Source organism: Amorphus sp. 3PC139-8 (assembly GCF_040750475.1).
Taxonomy (GTDB): Bacteria; Pseudomonadota; Alphaproteobacteria; order Rhizobiales; family Amorphaceae; genus Amorphus.
Map to the genome: position 1 here is coordinate 282,537 of NZ_JABJVY010000003.1, position 17,696 is coordinate 300,232.

A 17,696-nucleotide genomic window follows, 5' to 3' on the forward strand; every position below is an offset into this window, starting at 1 on the left:
GATAACGCCGAGCCGCCCCACCTTTGGCGGCTCCCAGGCTCCGCATCCGGCGCGTCACTCTCCCTGCCCGCCGCCCCCCGGAGCCTGCCATGCTGTCCTACTTCGAATCCCTCGTCGATCCTTTGTCTGCCGGTTCCAGCGCGCGTCCGCCCGATCGGCTCGCCGCGTTCGTCTGGCACTTCGTGCGCCAGGCCTGGAAGACCGTGGCCGCCCTCCTTGTGGTCGCCGGCGTCGTCGCACTGATCGAGGTCAGCCTGTTCGACTTCATCGGCCGGATCGTCGACATCCTGGCCGACACGCCTCCTGCGGAGCTGTTCTCCCAGCACGGCACGACGCTGTTCTGGATGGCGTTCGTGGCGGTGATCCTGCGCCCGCTCGCGACCACGCTGCACCTGCTCCTGGTGCATCAGGCGATCGAACCGGGGCTCACCAACCTGGTGCGCTGGCAGACCCACCGCTATGTGCTGCGCCAGAGTCTGTCCTTCTTTCAGAACGACTTTGCCGGCCGGCTCGCCAACAAGATCATCCAGACCGGCCCGTCGCTGCGCGAGGCGGTCGTCAGCCTGATCGACGCGATCTGGTATGTGACGATCTACACCGGCAGCGCGCTGGTGCTGTTCGCCCAGGCCGACATCCGGCTCACGATCCCGCTCGTCCTGTGGATCGCCGCCTATGTGGCGGTACTTGCCCATTTCGTGCCGAAGGTGAAGGACCAGGCGACGGTCATGTCGGAGGCGCGCTCGATGCTGACCGGGCGGATCGTCGACAGCTACACCAACATCATGACCGTGAAGCTGTTCGCCCATGCCGAGCGCGAGGACGACTATGCCCGCGAGGCGATCGAGGACCATACGGCCAAATTCCAAGTGATGATGCGGCGCATCACCGGCATGAACCTGGCGCTGGTCATCATCAACGGGCTTCTGATCGCCGGCACGCTCGGCACCGCGCTGTGGCTGTGGTCCGCCGGCGCGGTCACCATCGGCGCGATCGCGCTTGCCGCCGGCCTGGTCATGCGGCTAAACGCCATGTCCGGCTGGATCATGTGGGTGGTCACCGGGATCTTCGAAAATCTCGGCACGGTCGCGGAAGGCATGGAGGCGATCGCGCGTCCCTACTCCGTCGTCGATCGTGCGGAAGCCCGCCGGCTCGTCGTCTCCGAGGGAGAGATCCGGTTTCAGGACGTGGCCTTCCACTACGGCCGCGACAAGGGCGTGATCGACCGGTTGAGCCTGACCGTGCCGCCCGGCGAGCGGGTCGGCCTGGTCGGCCGCTCGGGAGCCGGCAAGTCGACGCTGGTGAACCTGCTCCTGCGCTTTCACGACGTGGAGGCCGGCCGGATCCTGATCGACGACCAGGACATTTCCGAGGTCTCCCAGGAGAGCCTGAGGGCGGCGATCGGGATGGTCACCCAGGATACTTCGCTGCTGCACCGCTCGGTGCGCGACAACGTCCGCTATGGTCGCCCGAATGCCGACGACGCCCAGATCTGGACCGCGTTGACGCGCGCCCATGCAGCCGCCTTCGTGCCGGAGCTGGTCGACTTCCACGGCCGCCAAGGCCTGGATGCGCATGTCGGCGAACGTGGGGTGAAGCTTTCCGGCGGTCAGCGCCAGCGGATCGCGATCGCGCGGGTTCTTCTGAAGGACGCACCGATCCTAATCCTCGACGAGGCGACGTCCGCGCTCGATTCGGAGATCGAAGCGGCGATCCAGGAGGACCTGGAGGTGCTGATGGAGGGCAAGACGGTGATCGCGATCGCCCACAGGTTGTCCACCATCGCACAAATGGACCGGCTCGTGGTGATGGAGGCCGGCCGCGTCGTGGAAACCGGCAGTCATGCCGAACTAATCGCCCGGGACGGCATCTATGCCCGGCTGTGGGCGCGCCAGTCCGGCGGATTCCTGGGCGAGATGGCGTCCTAGATCATAAACTCATAATTCCGGACGTTCCGCTTTTCTCCGCTTCACGGAGCCGATCTAAGTTGTTGTTTCGACGCGTTTGCGACCGTCCAGCCGGGTTCCGGCCTGTCTTGGAAACGCGTCGAAACAGCTCATGCCTGCCCTCGCCGGAACGGGCAGCGCGCGAACTCAACTCAAAATCGCACCCCGACCGGAAGTCCGCCGAGCTGACGCAGCGCGTCCGCCGCCACGATCCCGACGGAGATCGCCAGATTCAGCGAGCGCGCGCCGTCGACCATCGCGATTTTGATCCGCTCATCGGCCGCCGCGTGAACCGTGTCGGGCACCCCGGCGCTCTCGCGCCCGAACAAAAGCGTGTCCCCGGCTGCGAACTGGAAGCGGTCAAGTGTCGCGCTCGCGCGCGTTGTAAACAGCACCAACCGGCCCCCGCTTGACGCTCTTGCCGCCTGAAACGCCTCCCAGGAGGCATGCCGCACCAGCGCGGCCCGCTCCAGATAGTCGAGGCCGGCCCGCCTGAGCGCCTTGTCCGACAGCGTGAAGCCCGCGGGCTCGATCAGATCGACCGCCAACCCGAAACAGGCGGCGGTGCGCAGGATCGTCCCGGTATTCTGCGGAATGTCAGGTTGATAGAGCGCAAGGCGAATCGTCATTTACGGGAAAGCTCGCAAGCGGCAGGCGGACGCGCCAACCACACTCGATTGGCAGTTTTGCGACAATCCGTCCATCGCAACGGCTCGCCACTGGACAACCGCATGAAGGGGTGCAAAAACGCAAGCGGTTCTAAAAGAGCCGATTGTGGCGGCTTCCATCGGGTGCCTGGATCGTCCAATCTTCGGGTAACCAAAGCGTCCGCACGAGCCGCTATCACAACAAAGATCCTCATCGGCATCAAAGGGAGCCGACCTTGGCGAGCATGGATTCGTCGGAACCGACCCGCCGCGACTTTATGTACCTGGCAACAGGCGCTTTTGGCGCCGTCGGCGTTGCGGCCGTGGCTTGGCCTTTCATCGACCAAATGAACCCGGACGCCGCTGCCCTGGCACTGGCCACCACCGAGGTGGACGTGTCGGCGATGGCTCCGGGTCAATCGATCACCGTGAGTTGGCGCGGCAAGCCGGTCTTCATCCGCTATCGGACCGAAGACGAGATCAACTCGGCAAAGGACGTGCCGCTGTCCGATCTCAAGGACCCGATCGCCCGCAACGAGAATCTCCAGGCCGATGCGCCGGCGACGGACCAGAACCGCGCGGCTCCCGAAAAGGAGCCCTGGCTGATCATGGTAGGCATCTGCACCCATCTCGGCTGCGTGCCGATTGGCGAAGCCGGTGCGTTCAACGGCTGGTTCTGCCCCTGCCACGGCTCCGTCTACGATACGGCCGGCCGCATCCGCAGTGGTCCGGCGCCGGAGAACCTGCTTATCCCGACCTACGAATTCACCGCCGATACCGTCATTCGGATCGGCTGACGGGCGAGAAGGTAATCCATAGATGTCCGGACACTCGACCTATCAGCCGCAGGGCAAATTCGCGAAGTGGCTCGATTCGCGGCTTCCAATTCTGACCCTGATGAACGCGCAGGCGATCGACTTCCCGACGCCGCGCAACCTCAACTATTTTTGGACCTTCGGCGCCATCTTGATGATGATGCTGGTGGTGCAGATCGTCACCGGCATCGTGCTGGCGATGCACTACACCGCCAACGTCGATTTGGCGTTCGAGTCGGTCGAGAAGATCATGCGCGACGTGAACTTCGGCTGGCTTCTACGCTACATGCACGCCAACGGCGCGTCGATGTTCTTCATCGCCGTCTACATCCACATCTTCCGCGGCCTCTACTACGGCTCCTACAAGGCGCCCCGCGAGATCCTGTGGATCCTCGGCGTGGTGATCTTCCTGCTCATGATGGCCACCGGCTTCATGGGCTACGTGCTGCCCTGGGGCCAGATGTCCTTCTGGGGCGCCACCGTGATCACCAACCTGTTCTCGGCGATCCCGCTCATCGGCGAATCGATCGTGCAGTGGCTGTGGGGCGGTTTCTCGGTCGCGAACCCGACGCTGAACCGCTTCTTCGCGCTTCACTATCTGCTGCCGTTCATGATCCTCGGCGTCGTGATCCTGCACATCTGGGCGCTGCACGTTCCCGGCAACAACAACCCGACCGGCGTGTCGGTGAAGTCGAACCAGGATACGGTTCCGTTCCACCCTTACATCACCATCAAAGATACGTTCGCGATGGTGTTGTTCTGCCTGTTCTTCGGCTGGTTCCTGTTCTACATCCCGAACTATCTCGGCCACCCGGACAACTACATCCCGGCCGACCCGCTGGTGACGCCGGCGCACATCGTCCCGGAATGGTACTTCCTGCCCTTCTACGCGATCCTGCGCGCCGTGCCCTCTAAGCTCGGCGGCGTGATCGCCATGTTCGGCGCGATCGCGGTGCTGTTCATTCTGCCGTGGCTCGACACCTCCAAGGTCCGCTCCGGTGCGTTCCGGCCGATGTTCCGCCCCTTCTTCTGGGTGTTCGTGCTGGTCTGCATCATCCTCGGCTGGCTCGGGTCGCAGCCGGCGGAAGGGGTCTACGTGATCCTCGCGCGGATCGGGATGGTCTACTACTTCGCCTTCTTCCTGATCATCCTGCCGGTCCTCGGCCTGATCGAGCGGACCACGCCGCTGCCGGCTTCGATCGCGGAATCGGTGCTTGGCAAGTCGGGTGGCGGTAGCGCGCAACCGGCCGGCTCCACGGCCGCACCTGCGGACAAAGGGTGAGCGGGGATATGCCAGTGACACGGAAAAAACCGATGACCATTCGGCTCAGCCTGGCGCTTGTCCTCGGCCTCGCCGGCGCCGCACTCACCGGCCCGTCGGCATCCGCAGCAGAGGGAGCGCCGCATATCCCGAAGGAGAGCTGGTCGTTCTCCGGCCCGTTCGGCCACTACGATCCGGCCCAGCTCCAGCGCGGCTTCAAAATCTATCAGGAGGTCTGCTCAGCCTGTCACTCCATGGAGTATGTGGCGATCCGGACCCTGGGCAGCGACAGCGGCCCTTACTTCTCCGAGGCCGCGGTCAAAGAGATCGCGTCGGGCTACCAGATCGAAGACGGGCCGAACGACCAGGGCGAGATGTACGAGCGGCCGGGCCGGCCCTCCGATCACTTCCCGCCGCCGTTCCCGAACGAGGAGTCCGCCCGCCTGGCCAATGGCGGCGCCTATCCGCCGGACCTGTCGCTGATCGCGAAGGCCCGCGCGGCACACGCCGGCTTCCCGTGGTTCGTGTTCGACGCCCTGACCCAGTACCAGGAGGCTGGGCCGGACTATATCTATGCGCTCCTCACCCACTATGAGGAAGCGCCGGAAGGCGTCGAGCTCTCGCCCGGCATGTACTACAACACCGCCTTTTTGAGCGGTAACCAGATCGCGATGCCGCCGCCACTGTCCGATGGTCAGGTAGAATATACCGACGGCACCCCGGAAACCGTCGATCAGTATGCGCGCGACATTTCCGCCTTCCTGATGTGGGCCGCCGAGCCCAAGCTGGAAGAGCGCAAGCAGGTCGGCTTCAAGGTGATGGTGTTTCTGGTGGTGTTCGCCGGGCTCCTGTACTTCACCAAGCGGAAGATCTGGAGCGACGTGGCGCACTGATCCGCCCCGCACCAATTGCGAATGCGAAAACGCCCGAGCTTCGGCTCGGGCGTTTTTTTGTTTTCGACGGTCACAAAGGCCCCTGATGGAAATCCCGACACATCTCATCCGCTATCGTTGACGTTGGACATGTCCTGAGGAGGAGCCGCAAAGAGAGCCCACGCGGCGGGCGAGCAAAAAACCTGCGGCAGCGAGAGGATCGCCCGCTCGCTATCTCGTGCTGATGTGGCAGCTACGGGCGGCGAAGGACGTGGACGCCAGGGCGCGTTCTCTGCCGCTCAGAACCCTGCCAACCGGTTGATGGTCTCTCCGATCACCAGGCTCAAAAGCAGGTCGAGAACGACGATCCCGATGGTGGTGGCGATCGCCGTCTGGAGCGCGATCCGGGTGATCAGATACTGATAGCGGATGATCAGGATCACGGTCGCCAGGAACAGAATCGCGGCGAATTCCTGCCCGATCAGACCGGCGGCGAACAGCACCGACGGCAGCACCGAGATCGACATAGCGAGCGGGCCGGCCCAGTTGCGGGCGACCACGAATGCGCCGTAGCGCTTGGCGATGCCCAGCGGTCGGGCCAGCACGACCAGCACCAGCGGCAGCGCGACCCAATCGATCCCGAGCCCGACGATCTTCCAGGCGAAAAACCAGAACATTGGGAAGCCGTCGGCCGGTACGCCGGAGAGCTCCAGCAGGCGAACCTCCGCCAGCACCGAGATCAGATAGGGCGGCAACACCAAAATGATCACCGCGAACGAGCGGAAGAAGCCGTCGGCGGAGACGTCGAAGGCTTGCATGCCCTCGCGGCGATTGAGGAACAAGGCCCACGCACCGGAGAGCGAGCGGGCGATCTCCCCGCGGGTTAGCATCCCGCGGCCCTCTCCCCCTCGCCGCCGGTCAGAACCGCCGACACGAACCGGCGATAGATTTCGGTGAGGGTTTCCACATCCGCGACCGGCACGCGCTCATCGACCTGATGCATGGTGTCGCCGACCAGCCCGAACTCGATCACCGGGCAGTATTTCTGCACGAATCGGGCATCGGAGGACCCTCCCGCGGTGGAAAGCTCCGGCCGCTGCCCGGTCACCCCGGCCACGGCGTCGCAGAGCGTCTGGGCAAGCCGCTCGTCACGGGTGAAGAACGCCTCGGCCGGCCGCTCCCAGCCGATTTCCGTCCGGATGCCTTCCGGCGTGGCGGCATGAATCCGGCGCAGAAGCTCATCCTTCAAGCTGTCGGAGGTCCAGGTGTCGTTGAAGCGCACATTGAAGCGCAGCTCGACCCGCCCGGGGATGACGTTGAATGCCCGGTTGCCGGTGTCGACCGAAACGATCTCCAGATTGGACGGCTGGAATCCCTTCGATCCCTGATCGAGCGGTGAACCCGTCAACGCCTGGGCAATGGCAAGCATGGCCGGCATCGGATTTTGGGCCCGGTGCGGATAGGCTGCATGTCCCTGCCGACCGAAGATCCCGAGCGTTCCCGACAACGAGCCGCGCCGGCCGACCTTGGCCATATCGCCGAGCCGATCGACATTGGTCGGCTCGCCAACCAGCGCCGCATCGAACGCCATGCCACGGGATTCGCACCAACCCAGCACCTTGTCGGTGCCGTTGATGCCCGGCCCCTCCTCATCGCCCGTGATCAGGAGCGTGACACGGCCGGCATCCGGCCAGCCCGTCTCCCGCAGCCGAGCGATCGCCGACACGAACGCCGCCACTCCGCCTTTCATATCCACGGCGCCGCGACCATAAAGTAGGCCGTCGTCGATCACGCCGGAAAAGGGCGGATGGCGCCACGTGTCCGCATCGCCGGGCGGCACCACGTCGGTGTGACCGGCGAACATGAGATGCGGGCCCCCCTCGCCGATCGTGGCCACCAGATTCTCCACGTCCGGGGTGCCCTGCTCGCTGAAACGGATCCGCTCCACTGCAAAGCCCAACCGACGAAGGGCGGCCTCCAGCAGGTCGAGCGCTCCGCCCTCCTCCGGCGTCACACTCGGACAGGCGATGAGCGCTTGCAGCAGCGCAACCGGATCGGAGAGGTTCTCGGGGACCTCGGGCGACGACGACACCATCGGCGACAATCTCATGGCTTGCGGGTATTGGGCGCCGGGCCGAAGGCGTTCGGCCCCTTCTCTCCGGGGATCAGCCCCAGGACGACGAAGACGGCGAGATTCAAAAGCGGAACGAACAGGAGCGCAGCGAACCAGCCGGAGAGCCCGCGATCATGCAGCCGCTTGACCGCAAGCGCGACCTCGCTCCACAGCGCGACCAGAAGGATCACCAGAAAGCCGGCATCGACCATCACGGTTTCCTCGCCCGCCGGGCGATAGGGTGTCAGCGCCACACTCACCAGAAGCGACACGAACAGAAAGCCGAGCCAGAACGGTTCGCGCGAGATCCGTCCATCGAAGCCGAACGTCACCCACAGCACGGTGGGCAGTTTCCGTCGCGGCTGGGAACCCTGATTCATTACCACCTCATCGACCCGACCCGAGTCCCGCGCGCAAGCGCGCGCGGCGACTTCCGGATCTCAGGTCCGAAACGTTCCATCCTCCCCGGCATCGTCACGACGTGCCTCGCCACCGTCGTGCGGATCCCGCCGAGGCGGCCACAAACCGCCCAGAAGCACGGCGAGGGCGAGCAGTCCCAACGCACCGCCGAGGACGGCCAACCGCGGCTCCGTCAGCGCGCCGCAGGGCCCGAGCCGATCCAGCCGAAGCGCCACGACGGCGACCGGGACCGCAATCACCGGCAGAAAGGCGACCGATTCCGGCCATCCCATGTCCGACAGCCGCTTTGCGCAAATCGCGAGCAGCATCACCATCCCCAACAGCACCATGACGGCGAGCGCAGCGAAATAGACCCGGCCAAGCACGGCCTGCGGGTTCATGTCGCAGAAGCTGCCCTCGGGCACCCGGAAAACCGCCGCAGCGGCCGCCGAATAGAACGCAAGCAGGATCACGCCGAGCCAGAAGACCCCGCGTCCGATGCGGCCGGACCCCGACAGAAGCAACTGCTCGAGTGTCACCGCAAGGGTCCCCGTCTGGCGCCATTGCGCTTACGAACGCAACAGCTCGTTGATCGATGTCTTCGCCCGGGTGCGCTCGTCGACACGCTTCACGATCACCGCGCAGGCAAGCGACGGCCCCGGCGTGCCGTCGGGCAGCGGCTTACCGGGCAGCGCGCCCGGCACGACCACGGAATAAGGCGGCACTTCGCCGACGAAGATCTCTCCGGTCTCGCGATCGACGATCTTGGTGGACGCACCGATGAAGACGCCCATGGACAACACCGCGCCCTCGCCGACGAAGACGCCTTCGGCGAGCTCCGAGCGCGCGCCGATGAAGCAATTGTCCTCGATGATGACCGGGCCCGCCTGCAACGGCTCCAGCACGCCGCCGATGCCGACGCCGCCGGAGATGTGGCAATTCTCGCCGATCTGGGCGCAGCTACCGACGGTCGCCCAGGTGTCGATCATGGTGCCGGCACCGACAAAGGCGCCGAGATTGACGAAGGAGGGCATCAGCACGACGCCGGGCGCCACATGGGCGGAGCGGCGCACGATGGCGCCAGGAACCGCGCGGAAGCCCGCCGCCTCGAAGTCGCTGGAGCCCCAGCCCGCGAACTTGGACGGCACCTTGTCCCACCAGGCGCCGCCACCCGGTCCGCCGGGAATCACCGTCATCGGATTCAGCCGGAAGGAGAGCAGAACAGCCTTCTTCAGCCATTCGTTCACGACCCACTCGCCGTCACGCTTTTCCGCGACGCGCGCCTCTCCCCGATCCAGAAGGCCGAGAGCCGCCTCGACGGATTCGCGCACTTCGCCACCCGTCTCCGCGCCAATCGAGGATCGGCTCTCGAAAGCCTCGTCGATGATGGAGGCAAGGGCTTCGGGCGTGGCAGCAGCGGTCATCGACATTCTCCAAAGAAGGGCGTCCGGTCGGCGCACCATCCGCTCTCCCGATTCGGTGGCGCCGGCAGCGGACCTGGACGGTCGCGGCGGACGATAGCGGCGGCGGCGGTCGAGTCAACGTCTGCGCAGGCGCACCCGCGCAGGCAGCGCCACTCAGGCGGACGCCGGTGCGATCCGCTCCAGGAAGGTGGCAAGATGGTCGGTCACGAATTCGATGTGCGGGGCGGTGCGCCCCTCCAGCTCCCAGCTTTCGCGAAACACCTCCCGGGTGCCTTCCGGAACCACCAGGACGGTGCGCATTCCGAGCTCGCTCGGCACTGAGAGATTGCGCGCCAGATCCTCGAACATCGCCGCAGACGCCGGCCGGATGCCGTGCTTTTCGAAGAAGCGCTCGTAGGTCTCCTGGTGCGGTTTCGGCAACAGGTCGGCGGCGACGATATCGAAGATATCCTCGAAATGCTCGGTGATGCCGAGCCGTCCGGCCACCTTTTCGGCATGGCTGCGCGCGCCATTGGTCATGATGAAGCGGCGTCCCGGCAAGGCGGCGATCGCCGCGCCCAGGCGCGGGTCCGGATCGAGATGGGAATGGTCGATGTCGTGGACATATTCCAGGAAATCGTCGCTCGAGATCTCGTGTTCCATCATCAACCCGCGCAGGGTCGTACCATAGCGACGATAATAGTCCTTCTGGATCTCCTGCGCGGCGTCCGCCTCCAACCCCAACAGCCGCTGCACATAGTCGCGGATGCGGACGTTCACCTGATCGAACAGGTTGGAGTGCGCCGGGTAGAGCGTGTTGTCGAGATCGAACACCCAGGTGTCGACATGGCGAAACGCCGCCGCCAACGGCTCGTCCGTCCCCACGCCCGGCGTGTCATTTTCGGTCCGCACGTCCGACCGTCCTTTCGTTTCCCCAATTGAATCCGGAGGCTGTCAGAAACAGAAAGCGGCGCTGTGGCACAGCGCCATGCGCCGATCCCCGACAGGGTCCGTCCGGCCCTGCTCAGGACGGTGTCCTGGCGGCCTTCTCCTCAAGCCCGGTCTGGCCGGTGCGGTTTGCAAGCTCCGCGACCACATCCTGGTAGGAAACACCGGCGACCTCTAGCAGCACCAGCAGATGGTAGAGCACGTCGGCGGCTTCCGCACGCAGGCCCTCGGCATCTCCCTCCACCGCGGCGACGATCGCCTCCACGGCCTCCTCGCCGAACTTTCGCGCGCAATGGGCCTGGCCCTTGTGCGCCAGCTTTGCGGTGTAGGACCTGGACGGGTCGGCCTTGGCCCGTTCCGCGATGGTGGCCGCCAGAGTGGCGAGATCGAAGGCGCTTGCCGTACTCATGTCAGGCGCACCGGGATGCCGGCGGCGGCCATGGCCTCCTTGGCCTCGCGGATGGAATAGGTCCCGAAGTGGAAGATCGAGGCGGCAAGGACCGCAGACGCATGGCCGTCGCGCACGCCCTCGACCAGATGCTCCAGGGTGCCGACGCCGCCGGAGGCGATCACCGGAATGGTCACCGTGTCGGTGACGGCACGGGTCAGCTCGATGTCGTAGCCGTCCTTGGTGCCGTCCCGGTCCATGGAGGTGAGCAGCAGTTCGCCTGCGCCGAGCATTTCCACCTCGCGCGCATATTCCAGAACGTCGATCTTCGCCGAGCGCCGTCCACCATGGGTGAAGACCTCCCAGCGCGGCGGTTCGCCGGAGGCGCTCACGCGCTTGCCGTCGATCGCGACCACGATGCACTGGCTGCCGAATTTCTCCGCCGCGCGGCGCACGAATTCCCGGTCGTTCACCGCCGCGGTGTTGATGGAGACCTTGTCGGCGCCGGCAAGCAGGAGCTGGCGAATGTCGTCGTTGGAGCGCACTCCGCCGCCGACGGTCACCGGCATGAAGCAGACCTCGGCGGTGCGCCGCACCACGTCGAGAATGATCGACCGTTCCTCGTGGCTGGCGGTGATGTCGAGAAAGCAAAGCTCGTCGGCACCGGCGGAATCGTAGGCGATCGCGGCCTCCACCGGGTCGCCGGCATCGATCAGATCGACGAACTGGACGCCCTTGACCACACGGCCTTCGTGCACGTCGAGACAGGGGATGACACGGGTCTTCAGCACGGGATCGACGCCTTGGCTAGCTCAACCATGTCTACTCCACTCACCGGCCGGCCACAATCGAAGGCGAAGGCGCGGCAGCCTGCCGCAACCGGGCGAGCGCCGCCTTCGGATCCAACCGACCGTCATAAAGCGCACGCCCGGCGATGGCGCCGGCAAGGCGCGCCGCATCGGGCTGGGCCAGCCGTTCGATGTCGTCCATGCCCTTAAGGCCGCCGGACGCGATCACCGGAATGTCGACGACGTCGGCGAGTGCCAGCGTCTCGTCCATGTTGAGCCCGGCGAGCATCCCGTCGCGGGCGATGTCGGTGTAGATGATCGCCGCCACGCCGGCGTCCTCGAACCGGCGCGCGAGGTCGACGGCCTTGGTCTCGGCGGTTTCCGCCCAGCCCTCGACGGCGACCAGCCCGGCGCGGGCGTCGATACCGACGGCGATCCGGCCCGGATGGGCCCGGCAGGCTTCGATCACAAGCTCCGGATTGCGCAAGGCGGCGGTGCCCAGGATCACGCGGGTGACGCCGCGGGCGAGCCAGGCGTCGATGCCGGCCATGTCGCGAATGCCGCCGCCGAGCTGCACCGGAATGTCGACGGCAGCCAGGATCGCCTCGACCGGTTTGGTGTTTTCACTGCGGCCGGCGAACGCTCCGTTCAGATCGACGATGTGCAGCCACTCGAAGCCGGCGGCCGCAAACGCGGCGGCTTGGGCGGCCGGATCGTCGTTGAAGACGGTGGCACGCGCCATATCGCCCTGCAGCAGGCGAACACAGGCGCCGTCCTTGAGATCGATGGCGGGAAAGAGGATCACGGGTCCCACTTCAAAAAGTTCGTCAAGAGCGCGATGCCGAGCTTCTCGCTCTTCTCCGGATGGAATTGAGTGCCGACCACGTTGTCGCGCGCCACGATCGCGGTCACCGGACCGGCATAGTCGGTGGTGGCGACGACGTCGGCGCGGTCGGCGGCGGCAAGGTGATAGGAGTGCACGAAATAAGCGTGCCAGCCCTCCGGACCGGTCGGAATCCCTTCAAGCACCGGGTGGGTCTTCACGACGTCGAGGGTGTTCCAGCCCATGTGGGGGATCTTCAGCGACGGGTCGGATGGCGTGATCCGGACGACGTCGCCGCGGATCCAGCCGAACCCAGGCGTGACTTCGTATTCCAGGCCGCGCTCGGCCATGAGCTGCATGCCCACGCAGATGCCCAGGAACGGCGCGCCTCGGTGTTCGACCGCGCCCTTGATCGATTCGATCATGTCGGGCTCGGTCTCCAGCCCGCGCCGGCAGTCGGCGAACGCACCGACACCGGGCAGGATCAGCCGATCGGCGTTGACGACGCGGTCGGTGTCGGCAGTCACCTTAAGATTGATCTCGACGCCGCCCTCCGAAGCCGCCCGTTCGACCGCCTTGGCGGCCGAGCGCAGGTTGCCGGACCCGTAGTCGACGATGACGACGTTCATCATGACGTCGCTCCCTTGTTGGGGAAAAGGCCGAGGATGCCCGGTTCGCCCGGCGCACGCGGCGCGGCCGGCCGCCAGGTGACCTCGGCGGAACGCGCCTGGGCGGTGGGGGTATGGGTTCTTCCGGCCGAGGTCTCGGTTTCGAGCCACTTAGCGAAGAAGCGGCGTTCGCAGTCGGTGCGCTTGCTGCCGCTCACGATGCCGGCAAAGCGATAGCCGCGCTTCAAGAGCGCCCAGCGCTTCAGCCCGTTCGCCTCGAAGCCGACCACCACGGACAGCGCAACGGCCGCGATCCCCGGAAACGGTCCGCCGACCTCGGAGAGCACGAATTCGAGCCCGATCGAAACGATCAGGAACAGGACCAAAAGCAACCACAGACGATTGAACAGGAACCAGAGCACCGGAAACAGCAGCGCGAGCCAGGAGAAGCCATCGCGCACGAACACGGCCCGCTCCAGGGTCTGGTCGAGATCCGGCGACTTGCCGGGCGGGGGAAGCAAGACCGTGTAGACGGCCATGGCAATGTCCTTAGAGGCTGTTGTCTGCGGGGAGCGCGGAAACCGAACCATCCGACCTATGAGCCGAACCGGTTCCCGTGTTCTCCGGAACGCGTCCTAATCTCCAAGCCGGCCTTTGGTCGACGGCACCTCGTCGGCCCGGCGCGGATCGATCGCGACGGCCGCGCCGAGACAGCGCGCCACCGCCTTGAAGCAGCTTTCGGCGATGTGATGGTTGTTGTCGCCGTAAAGCGTCTCCACGTGAAGCGTAATGTGCGCGTTGGTGGCGAAGGCGCGCATGAATTCCGCCACCAGCTCGGTGTCGAAACTGCCGATCTTCGGCGCGGAAAAGGGAGCGCGGAACTCCAGATAGGGCCGGCCGGAAATATCGATCGCCGCGCGCGTCAGGGTCTCGTCCATCGGCAGATAGGCATCGGCGTAACGCGTGATGCCCTTGCGATCGCCAAGGGCTTCGCGCACCGCCTGGCCGAGCGCGATGCCGGTGTCCTCCACGCTGTGGTGATCGTCGATGTGCAGGTCGCCCTCGCAGCGCACCGTCAGGTCGATCAGCGAATGTCGGCCGAGCTGGTCCAGCATATGGTCGAAGAATCCGACGCCGGTCGAGATGGACGTGCGCCCGCGCCCGTCGAGGTCGACCTCGACGGAGATGGACGTTTCCTTGGTCTGACGGACGATGGTCGCGGTCCGCGGCACCGGTGCTTTCCTCTATAGCGTTTCCGGGCGAAGTGGAGAGCTGTCGCCATCCGGAAACGCGTTGAAACAATGAGTTAGAGCCGTTTGGCGATTTTTCGAATTGCAGAACGGCTCAAAAGGTGGAGACGAACGGAAGGCGCCTTGTAACAATCTGCTTCGCGATTGAAAAGAATCACGCATCGAGGGTACGCCCTCCCGGCCGCTTGTCGGCATGGAGCGGCAAGGTCAGATGAAGGAGATCCGATGCGCTTGAAGCCCAACCGGCCGGTGGACCGGCTCATCCTCGGCCTCGACGTGCCGACCGTCTCGGAAGCGGAGGCGATCGTCTCAGAGACGATCGGCACCGTGGGTGCCTACAAGATCGGCCTGGAACTGATCTATGCCGGCGGTCTCGATCTCGCCCGCCGGCTCACGGCCCAGGGCGAGACCGTGTTCCTGGACACCAAACTGCTCGACATCGACAACACGGTCGCGAACGCGGTGCGCTCGATCCTGAAGACCGGCGCGGTGATGGTGACCGTGCACGCCTATCCTAAGGCGATCGCGGCAGCGGCGAATGCCGCCCTCGGCCACGACATGATGATCCTCGGCGTGACGGTGCTGACCTCCATGGACGACGACGACCTGGCGGAGGCCGGACTGAAAGGGCCGGTCGCAAACTTGGTCGCGGATCGGGCGCAGAAGGCGGTGGCGAACGGGGCCGACGGGCTGGTGTGCTCGGCGTTGGAAGTCGGCGAACTTCGCCAGAAGCTCGGCAGCCAGGTGGTGCTGATCACCCCCGGCATCCGTCCTGCGGGCGCAAAAGCTGACGACCAGAAGCGGGTGGTGACCCCGGCCGAAGCCATCCAGGCCGGGGCCGACTATCTGGTGGTCGCGCGCCCGATCCTGAACGCCGACAATAGGCGGGCGGCCGCCGAGGCGATCGTCCAGGAGATCTCCGGAGCGCTTTGAGCAAATCTCAGGAAAAGTGGGAACCGGTTTTCCTTCGGTTCTTTTCGCTCACGACAGTCGCGCGTTGCGCGACGTCTCCGCGGGGGCGGCCTGTCCGGCCGGCGCGCGGTCGCGCGCCGGCGGACGGACACCGGGAACTTGGGAGCCGGTTTTCCGTCCGAGATTTGCGGGAAGAAAGAGCAAATCTCGGGAAAAGTGGGCACCGGGGTTGCTCCAAACGCCGCTCATTCCCGCTTGCGCGGGAATGAGCGGCGTTTGAGGTGAGCGCGGCGGCCAAATGTCGTCCGCTCGTGCTGGTGGAAGCTGGTCCTCCCAAGACCGCTCGCTCCTGGAACCGACCTTTAATACGGAAAACGGCGGCGATCCGGAGATCGCCGCCGTCTGCATTTCGTCGACCTGATCGGGGAGTTACTTGGAGCCGCCCGACTGGCTCTTGAGGCTGTCCTCGACCAGCTTGCCGAGATAGGCGCCGGGCTGCTCCTTGGCCTGCCGGGCGGCCTCGTTGACCTGGTTCGCGACATTTTCCGGCAGCGGCACCTGGATCAGGATCTGGCTGCCGGTCGGCATCGCGCTGGTCTCGCCGAGGGCGGAGTTGACCTCGGTGAGGAAAGTGTCGACGCGGGCCTTCTTCTCCGAAATCGTCAGGTCGTCGTCGGACGCGACCGTCGGACAGTAGGCGGCCACCAGCGTGTCGGCGAGGTCGGCGTCGGAGGCCCCCTGGTTGGCGCCCTTCACCAGGCGGACGAGTTCGCCGACCCGGTTGGCCATCTCGTCGTCCGTAATGCCCTGGAAGCCGTCCATGATCGCCTTCGCCGGCGCGGGAATGGCATTCTGCGAGCCGGATTCGGTGACGGCCGGGCACCCGAAGCTGCGGGCAGCTTCCGAGCCGGCCCCCACGGGCGTGACCTCGCTGCGCAGGTTCGCGACCATGTCCGTCGTGGCGTTGGCGGAGCCGTCGTTGCCCCAATTGGTGCGCACGAAGTTGACGACGTCGGCGACCTGCTGATCGGAGAACTGACCGCCGAACGCGGGCATCTGGATGTAGGAGCCCTGGCCCGGAAGACCGCCGAGCACGGCGGTGATCACGTCCTGCGGACCGGCGGCCATGACGGCGTCGTTGCCGGCGAGCGGCGGGATCGAGCCCGTGATGCCGAGCCCGGTCGACTGATGGCACTGGGCGCAGTTGTTGAGATAGATCTCGGACCCCGCCTTGGTGGTGGTGTCGGCGACCTTGGTCTCCTTCGGGCCTTCCGCCTTGCTGTGCTTCAGGTAGGTCGCGATCGCAGTGATGTCGTCGTCGGTCAGCTTCGACAGCGAATGGGTGACCACGTCCGCCATAGGACCGAACACGGTGCCCTTCTTCGCGTCGGCGCCCTTATGCAGATAGTCGACGATTTCATCCACCGACCAGTCGCCGATGCCCTCCTGCAGCGAGCCGGAGATATCGGGCGCATAGTAGGGTTGGCCGAGCAGCTTGCCGCCGCCCAGGAAGTCATTGCCTTCCATCGCACCGGCGATGTTGCGCGGGGTGTGGCATTCCGCGCAGTGCCCCGGTCCCTCGACGAGATAGGCGCCGCGATTGATCTGGTCGGAGACGTTCGGATCTGGCTTGAACGTACCCGGCGTGAAGTACATCAGATCCCAGGCGGCCAGACCGTCTCGCACGTTGAACGGGAACGTCAGCGTGTTCGGCTTGCGCGGATTGTTCACCGGCTCCAGCGACTGGAGATAGGTATAGACGGCCTTCACATCGGCCTCGGTCATCTTGGTGAACGAGGTGTAGGGCATGGCCGGATAGAGATATTCGCCGCCCTTGCCGATGCCGTGATGCAGGGCGCGGTAGAAATCCTTCTCCGACCAGCTTCCGATGCCGGTCTTCTCGTCGGGAGTGATGTTGGGCGAGGAAATGCCGCCGAACGGCGTGTCGAGCATGAGCCCGCCGGAGAACGGCTTGGCGTTCGGCCCCGTGTGGCAGGGCATGCAGTCGGCCGCGGTGGTGAGATATTTGCCCTTCGCGATCAGGTCGTCGAGAGAAGCCGTCGTGGTGCTCTTGGAGGCTGTCGCCCCCGAGCCGGTGGTGCCGGCATCGGTCGATTGCGTAGCCGTCTTGGGAGCGCTGTCGTTGGAGGCGTCCTGGGCGGCGGCCGGAACGGCCCCGGCGGCGATCAGGAGAACCGGCGCGGCGGCGACGCTCGCCGCGAGCGCAAGCGCGCTGCGGCGTCGGCGCGGCGGCATGCCGCGTCCCCGCGCTGCGCCGGCTGCTGCCGCGCTCTCCGAAGGAAGGGTCGCCGTGTCCGTATGATCGTTCATTCCTAGCCCCTTGTTTATCCGAACCTGCTCTCGGCGTTGGCGTGTTCGGTTTCGTCCCTTGGCGGGTGCGGTCGGTGGAAACGCCGACAGCCCCACATGGAGTGACGGTGCATCGAGTGACGGGTCGTCGTCCCCATCTCCGCCGGTGAGCTGACTCGCAGCCCTATTCGGATGATGAGCGAACATGGACCGGAA

General features: G+C 65.6%; 19 protein-coding genes. 5 read left to right on the plus strand and 14 right to left on the minus strand.

The window, feature by feature from the left end; translation table 11 throughout:
• Positions 1–89: 89 nt before the first annotated feature.
• The gene (locus HNS03_RS05145) at positions 90–1,925 is read left to right on the plus strand and encodes an ABC transporter ATP-binding protein (RefSeq protein WP_367193623.1); all 1,836 of its coding nucleotides are present in this window, start codon (positions 90–92) and stop codon (positions 1,923–1,925) included.
• Positions 1,926–2,095: 170 nt separating this feature from the next.
• On the opposite strand, the gene HNS03_RS05150 is transcribed toward HNS03_RS05145, so the two are convergent.
• Entirely contained in the window at positions 2,096–2,572 is a 477-nt protein-coding gene (locus HNS03_RS05150; protein WP_367193624.1) for a tRNA (cytidine(34)-2'-O)-methyltransferase, read from the minus strand.
• 254 nt (positions 2,573–2,826) lie between these two features.
• On the opposite strand from HNS03_RS05150, the gene petA reads away from it, so the two are divergent.
• From petA to HNS03_RS05165, 3 genes are read left to right on the plus strand one after another with little or no spacing between them, the layout of a single operon-like run.
• The gene (petA, locus tag HNS03_RS05155) at positions 2,827–3,387 is read left to right on the plus strand and encodes a ubiquinol-cytochrome c reductase iron-sulfur subunit (RefSeq protein ID WP_367193625.1); all 561 of its coding nucleotides are present in this window, start codon (positions 2,827–2,829) and stop codon (positions 3,385–3,387) included.
• Positions 3,388–3,409: 22 nt separating this feature from the next.
• On the plus strand, positions 3,410–4,687 hold the full coding sequence (locus HNS03_RS05160) for a cytochrome bc complex cytochrome b subunit (protein WP_367193626.1): 1,278 nt from the start codon (positions 3,410–3,412) through the stop codon (positions 4,685–4,687).
• A 32-nt stretch (positions 4,688–4,719) separates the two neighbouring features.
• Positions 4,720–5,559: a cytochrome c1 gene (locus HNS03_RS05165; protein ID WP_367193627.1), complete on the plus strand. Its 840-nt coding sequence runs from the start codon at positions 4,720–4,722 to the stop codon at positions 5,557–5,559.
• Between the two features lie 278 nt (positions 5,560–5,837).
• Here HNS03_RS05165 and HNS03_RS05170 read toward each other — a convergent pair whose 3' ends face one another.
• The 12 genes from HNS03_RS05170 to hisB all read right to left on the minus strand — a co-directional run bounded on the left by HNS03_RS05170 (position 5,838) and on the right by hisB (position 14,240).
• On the minus strand, positions 5,838–6,428 hold the full coding sequence (locus HNS03_RS05170; protein ID WP_367193628.1) for a hypothetical protein: 591 nt from the start codon (positions 6,426–6,428) through the stop codon (positions 5,838–5,840).
• Positions 6,422–7,633 (minus strand): succinyl-diaminopimelate desuccinylase, encoded by a 1,212-nt coding sequence (gene dapE, locus HNS03_RS05175; protein WP_367193629.1) that lies wholly within the window; start codon positions 7,631–7,633, stop codon positions 6,422–6,424. Before dapE ends, HNS03_RS05170 begins: the two co-directional genes overlap by 7 nt.
• Positions 7,634–7,644: 11 nt before the next feature.
• Complete coding sequence (locus HNS03_RS05180) at positions 7,645–8,031, minus strand: DUF805 domain-containing protein (RefSeq protein WP_367193630.1); 387 nt, start codon at positions 8,029–8,031, stop codon at positions 7,645–7,647.
• A gap of 60 nt (positions 8,032–8,091) precedes the next feature.
• Positions 8,092–8,589 (minus strand): DUF805 domain-containing protein, encoded by a 498-nt coding sequence (locus HNS03_RS05185; RefSeq protein ID WP_367193631.1) that lies wholly within the window; start codon positions 8,587–8,589, stop codon positions 8,092–8,094.
• A gap of 30 nt (positions 8,590–8,619) precedes the next feature.
• Positions 8,620–9,474 carry a 2,3,4,5-tetrahydropyridine-2,6-dicarboxylate N-succinyltransferase gene (gene dapD, locus HNS03_RS05190; RefSeq protein WP_367193632.1) on the minus strand — a complete coding sequence of 285 codons (855 nt, stop codon included), beginning with the start codon at positions 9,472–9,474 and terminating at the stop codon, positions 8,620–8,622.
• A gap of 153 nt (positions 9,475–9,627) precedes the next feature.
• Positions 9,628–10,365 (minus strand): pyrimidine 5'-nucleotidase, encoded by a 738-nt coding sequence (locus HNS03_RS05195; protein ID WP_367193633.1) that lies wholly within the window; start codon positions 10,363–10,365, stop codon positions 9,628–9,630.
• A gap of 112 nt (positions 10,366–10,477) precedes the next feature.
• Positions 10,478–10,810, minus strand: a complete 333-nt coding sequence (locus HNS03_RS05200; RefSeq protein ID WP_367193634.1) for a phosphoribosyl-ATP diphosphatase — start codon at positions 10,808–10,810, stop codon at positions 10,478–10,480.
• Positions 10,807–11,580: an imidazole glycerol phosphate synthase subunit HisF gene (gene hisF, locus HNS03_RS05205; protein WP_367193635.1), complete on the minus strand. Its 774-nt coding sequence runs from the start codon at positions 11,578–11,580 to the stop codon at positions 10,807–10,809. Before hisF ends, HNS03_RS05200 begins: the two co-directional genes overlap by 4 nt.
• Before the next feature lie 40 nt (positions 11,581–11,620).
• Complete coding sequence (gene hisA / locus HNS03_RS05210) at positions 11,621–12,382, minus strand: 1-(5-phosphoribosyl)-5-[(5-phosphoribosylamino)methylideneamino]imidazole-4-carboxamide isomerase (RefSeq protein ID WP_367193665.1); 762 nt, start codon at positions 12,380–12,382, stop codon at positions 11,621–11,623.
• Positions 12,379–13,029, minus strand: coding sequence for an imidazole glycerol phosphate synthase subunit HisH (hisH, locus tag HNS03_RS05215; protein WP_367193666.1), 651 nt, complete (start codon positions 13,027–13,029; stop codon positions 12,379–12,381). The genes hisA and hisH overlap by 4 nt, the downstream gene beginning before the upstream one ends.
• Positions 13,029–13,547, minus strand: a complete 519-nt coding sequence (locus tag HNS03_RS05220) for a DUF2628 domain-containing protein (protein ID WP_367193636.1) — start codon at positions 13,545–13,547, stop codon at positions 13,029–13,031. Before HNS03_RS05220 ends, hisH begins: the two co-directional genes overlap by 1 nt.
• 96 nt (positions 13,548–13,643) lie before the next feature.
• The gene (gene hisB, locus HNS03_RS05225) at positions 13,644–14,240 is read right to left on the minus strand and encodes an imidazoleglycerol-phosphate dehydratase HisB (RefSeq protein ID WP_367193637.1); all 597 of its coding nucleotides are present in this window, start codon (positions 14,238–14,240) and stop codon (positions 13,644–13,646) included.
• A 243-nt stretch (positions 14,241–14,483) separates the two neighbouring features.
• Between hisB and pyrF the strand changes: the two genes are divergently transcribed.
• A complete protein-coding gene (gene pyrF / locus HNS03_RS05230) occupies positions 14,484–15,191 on the plus strand; it encodes an orotidine-5'-phosphate decarboxylase (RefSeq protein WP_367193638.1) in 708 nt (235 codons plus the stop codon).
• A gap of 408 nt (positions 15,192–15,599) precedes the next feature.
• Here pyrF and HNS03_RS05235 read toward each other — a convergent pair whose 3' ends face one another.
• Complete coding sequence (locus tag HNS03_RS05235) at positions 15,600–17,501, minus strand: cytochrome c (protein ID WP_367193639.1); 1,902 nt, start codon at positions 17,499–17,501, stop codon at positions 15,600–15,602.
• Between the last annotated feature and the right edge of the window lie 195 nt (positions 17,502–17,696).

Bases quoted from the DNA above. Each gene is read 5' to 3' on its own strand.
- dapD (WP_367193632.1), bottom strand. From the start codon at position 9,474: ATGACCGCTGCTGCCACGCCCGAAGCCCTTGCCTCCATCATCGACGAG.
- HNS03_RS05180 (WP_367193630.1), bottom strand. From the start codon at position 8,031: ATGAATCAGGGTTCCCAGCCGCGACGGAAACTGCCCACCGTGCTGTGG.
- HNS03_RS05170 (WP_367193628.1), bottom strand. From the start codon at position 6,428: ATGCTAACCCGCGGGGAGATCGCCCGCTCGCTCTCCGGTGCGTGGGCC.
- dapE (WP_367193629.1), bottom strand. From the start codon at position 7,633: ATGGTGTCGTCGTCGCCCGAGGTCCCCGAGAACCTCTCCGATCCGGTT.
- hisH (WP_367193666.1), bottom strand. From the start codon at position 13,029: ATGAACGTCGTCATCGTCGACTACGGGTCCGGCAACCTGCGCTCGGCC.
- HNS03_RS05145 (WP_367193623.1), top strand. From the start codon at position 90: ATGCTGTCCTACTTCGAATCCCTCGTCGATCCTTTGTCTGCCGGTTCC.
- HNS03_RS05165 (WP_367193627.1), top strand. From the start codon at position 4,720: ATGACCATTCGGCTCAGCCTGGCGCTTGTCCTCGGCCTCGCCGGCGCC.
- HNS03_RS05220 (WP_367193636.1), bottom strand. From the start codon at position 13,547: ATGGCCGTCTACACGGTCTTGCTTCCCCCGCCCGGCAAGTCGCCGGAT.
- HNS03_RS05160 (WP_367193626.1), top strand. From the start codon at position 3,410: ATGTCCGGACACTCGACCTATCAGCCGCAGGGCAAATTCGCGAAGTGG.
- HNS03_RS05235 (WP_367193639.1), bottom strand. From the start codon at position 17,501: ATGAACGATCATACGGACACGGCGACCCTTCCTTCGGAGAGCGCGGCA.
- HNS03_RS05200 (WP_367193634.1), bottom strand. From the start codon at position 10,810: ATGAGTACGGCAAGCGCCTTCGATCTCGCCACTCTGGCGGCCACCATC.
- HNS03_RS05150 (WP_367193624.1), bottom strand. From the start codon at position 2,572: ATGACGATTCGCCTTGCGCTCTATCAACCTGACATTCCGCAGAATACC.
- pyrF (WP_367193638.1), top strand. From the start codon at position 14,484: ATGCGCTTGAAGCCCAACCGGCCGGTGGACCGGCTCATCCTCGGCCTC.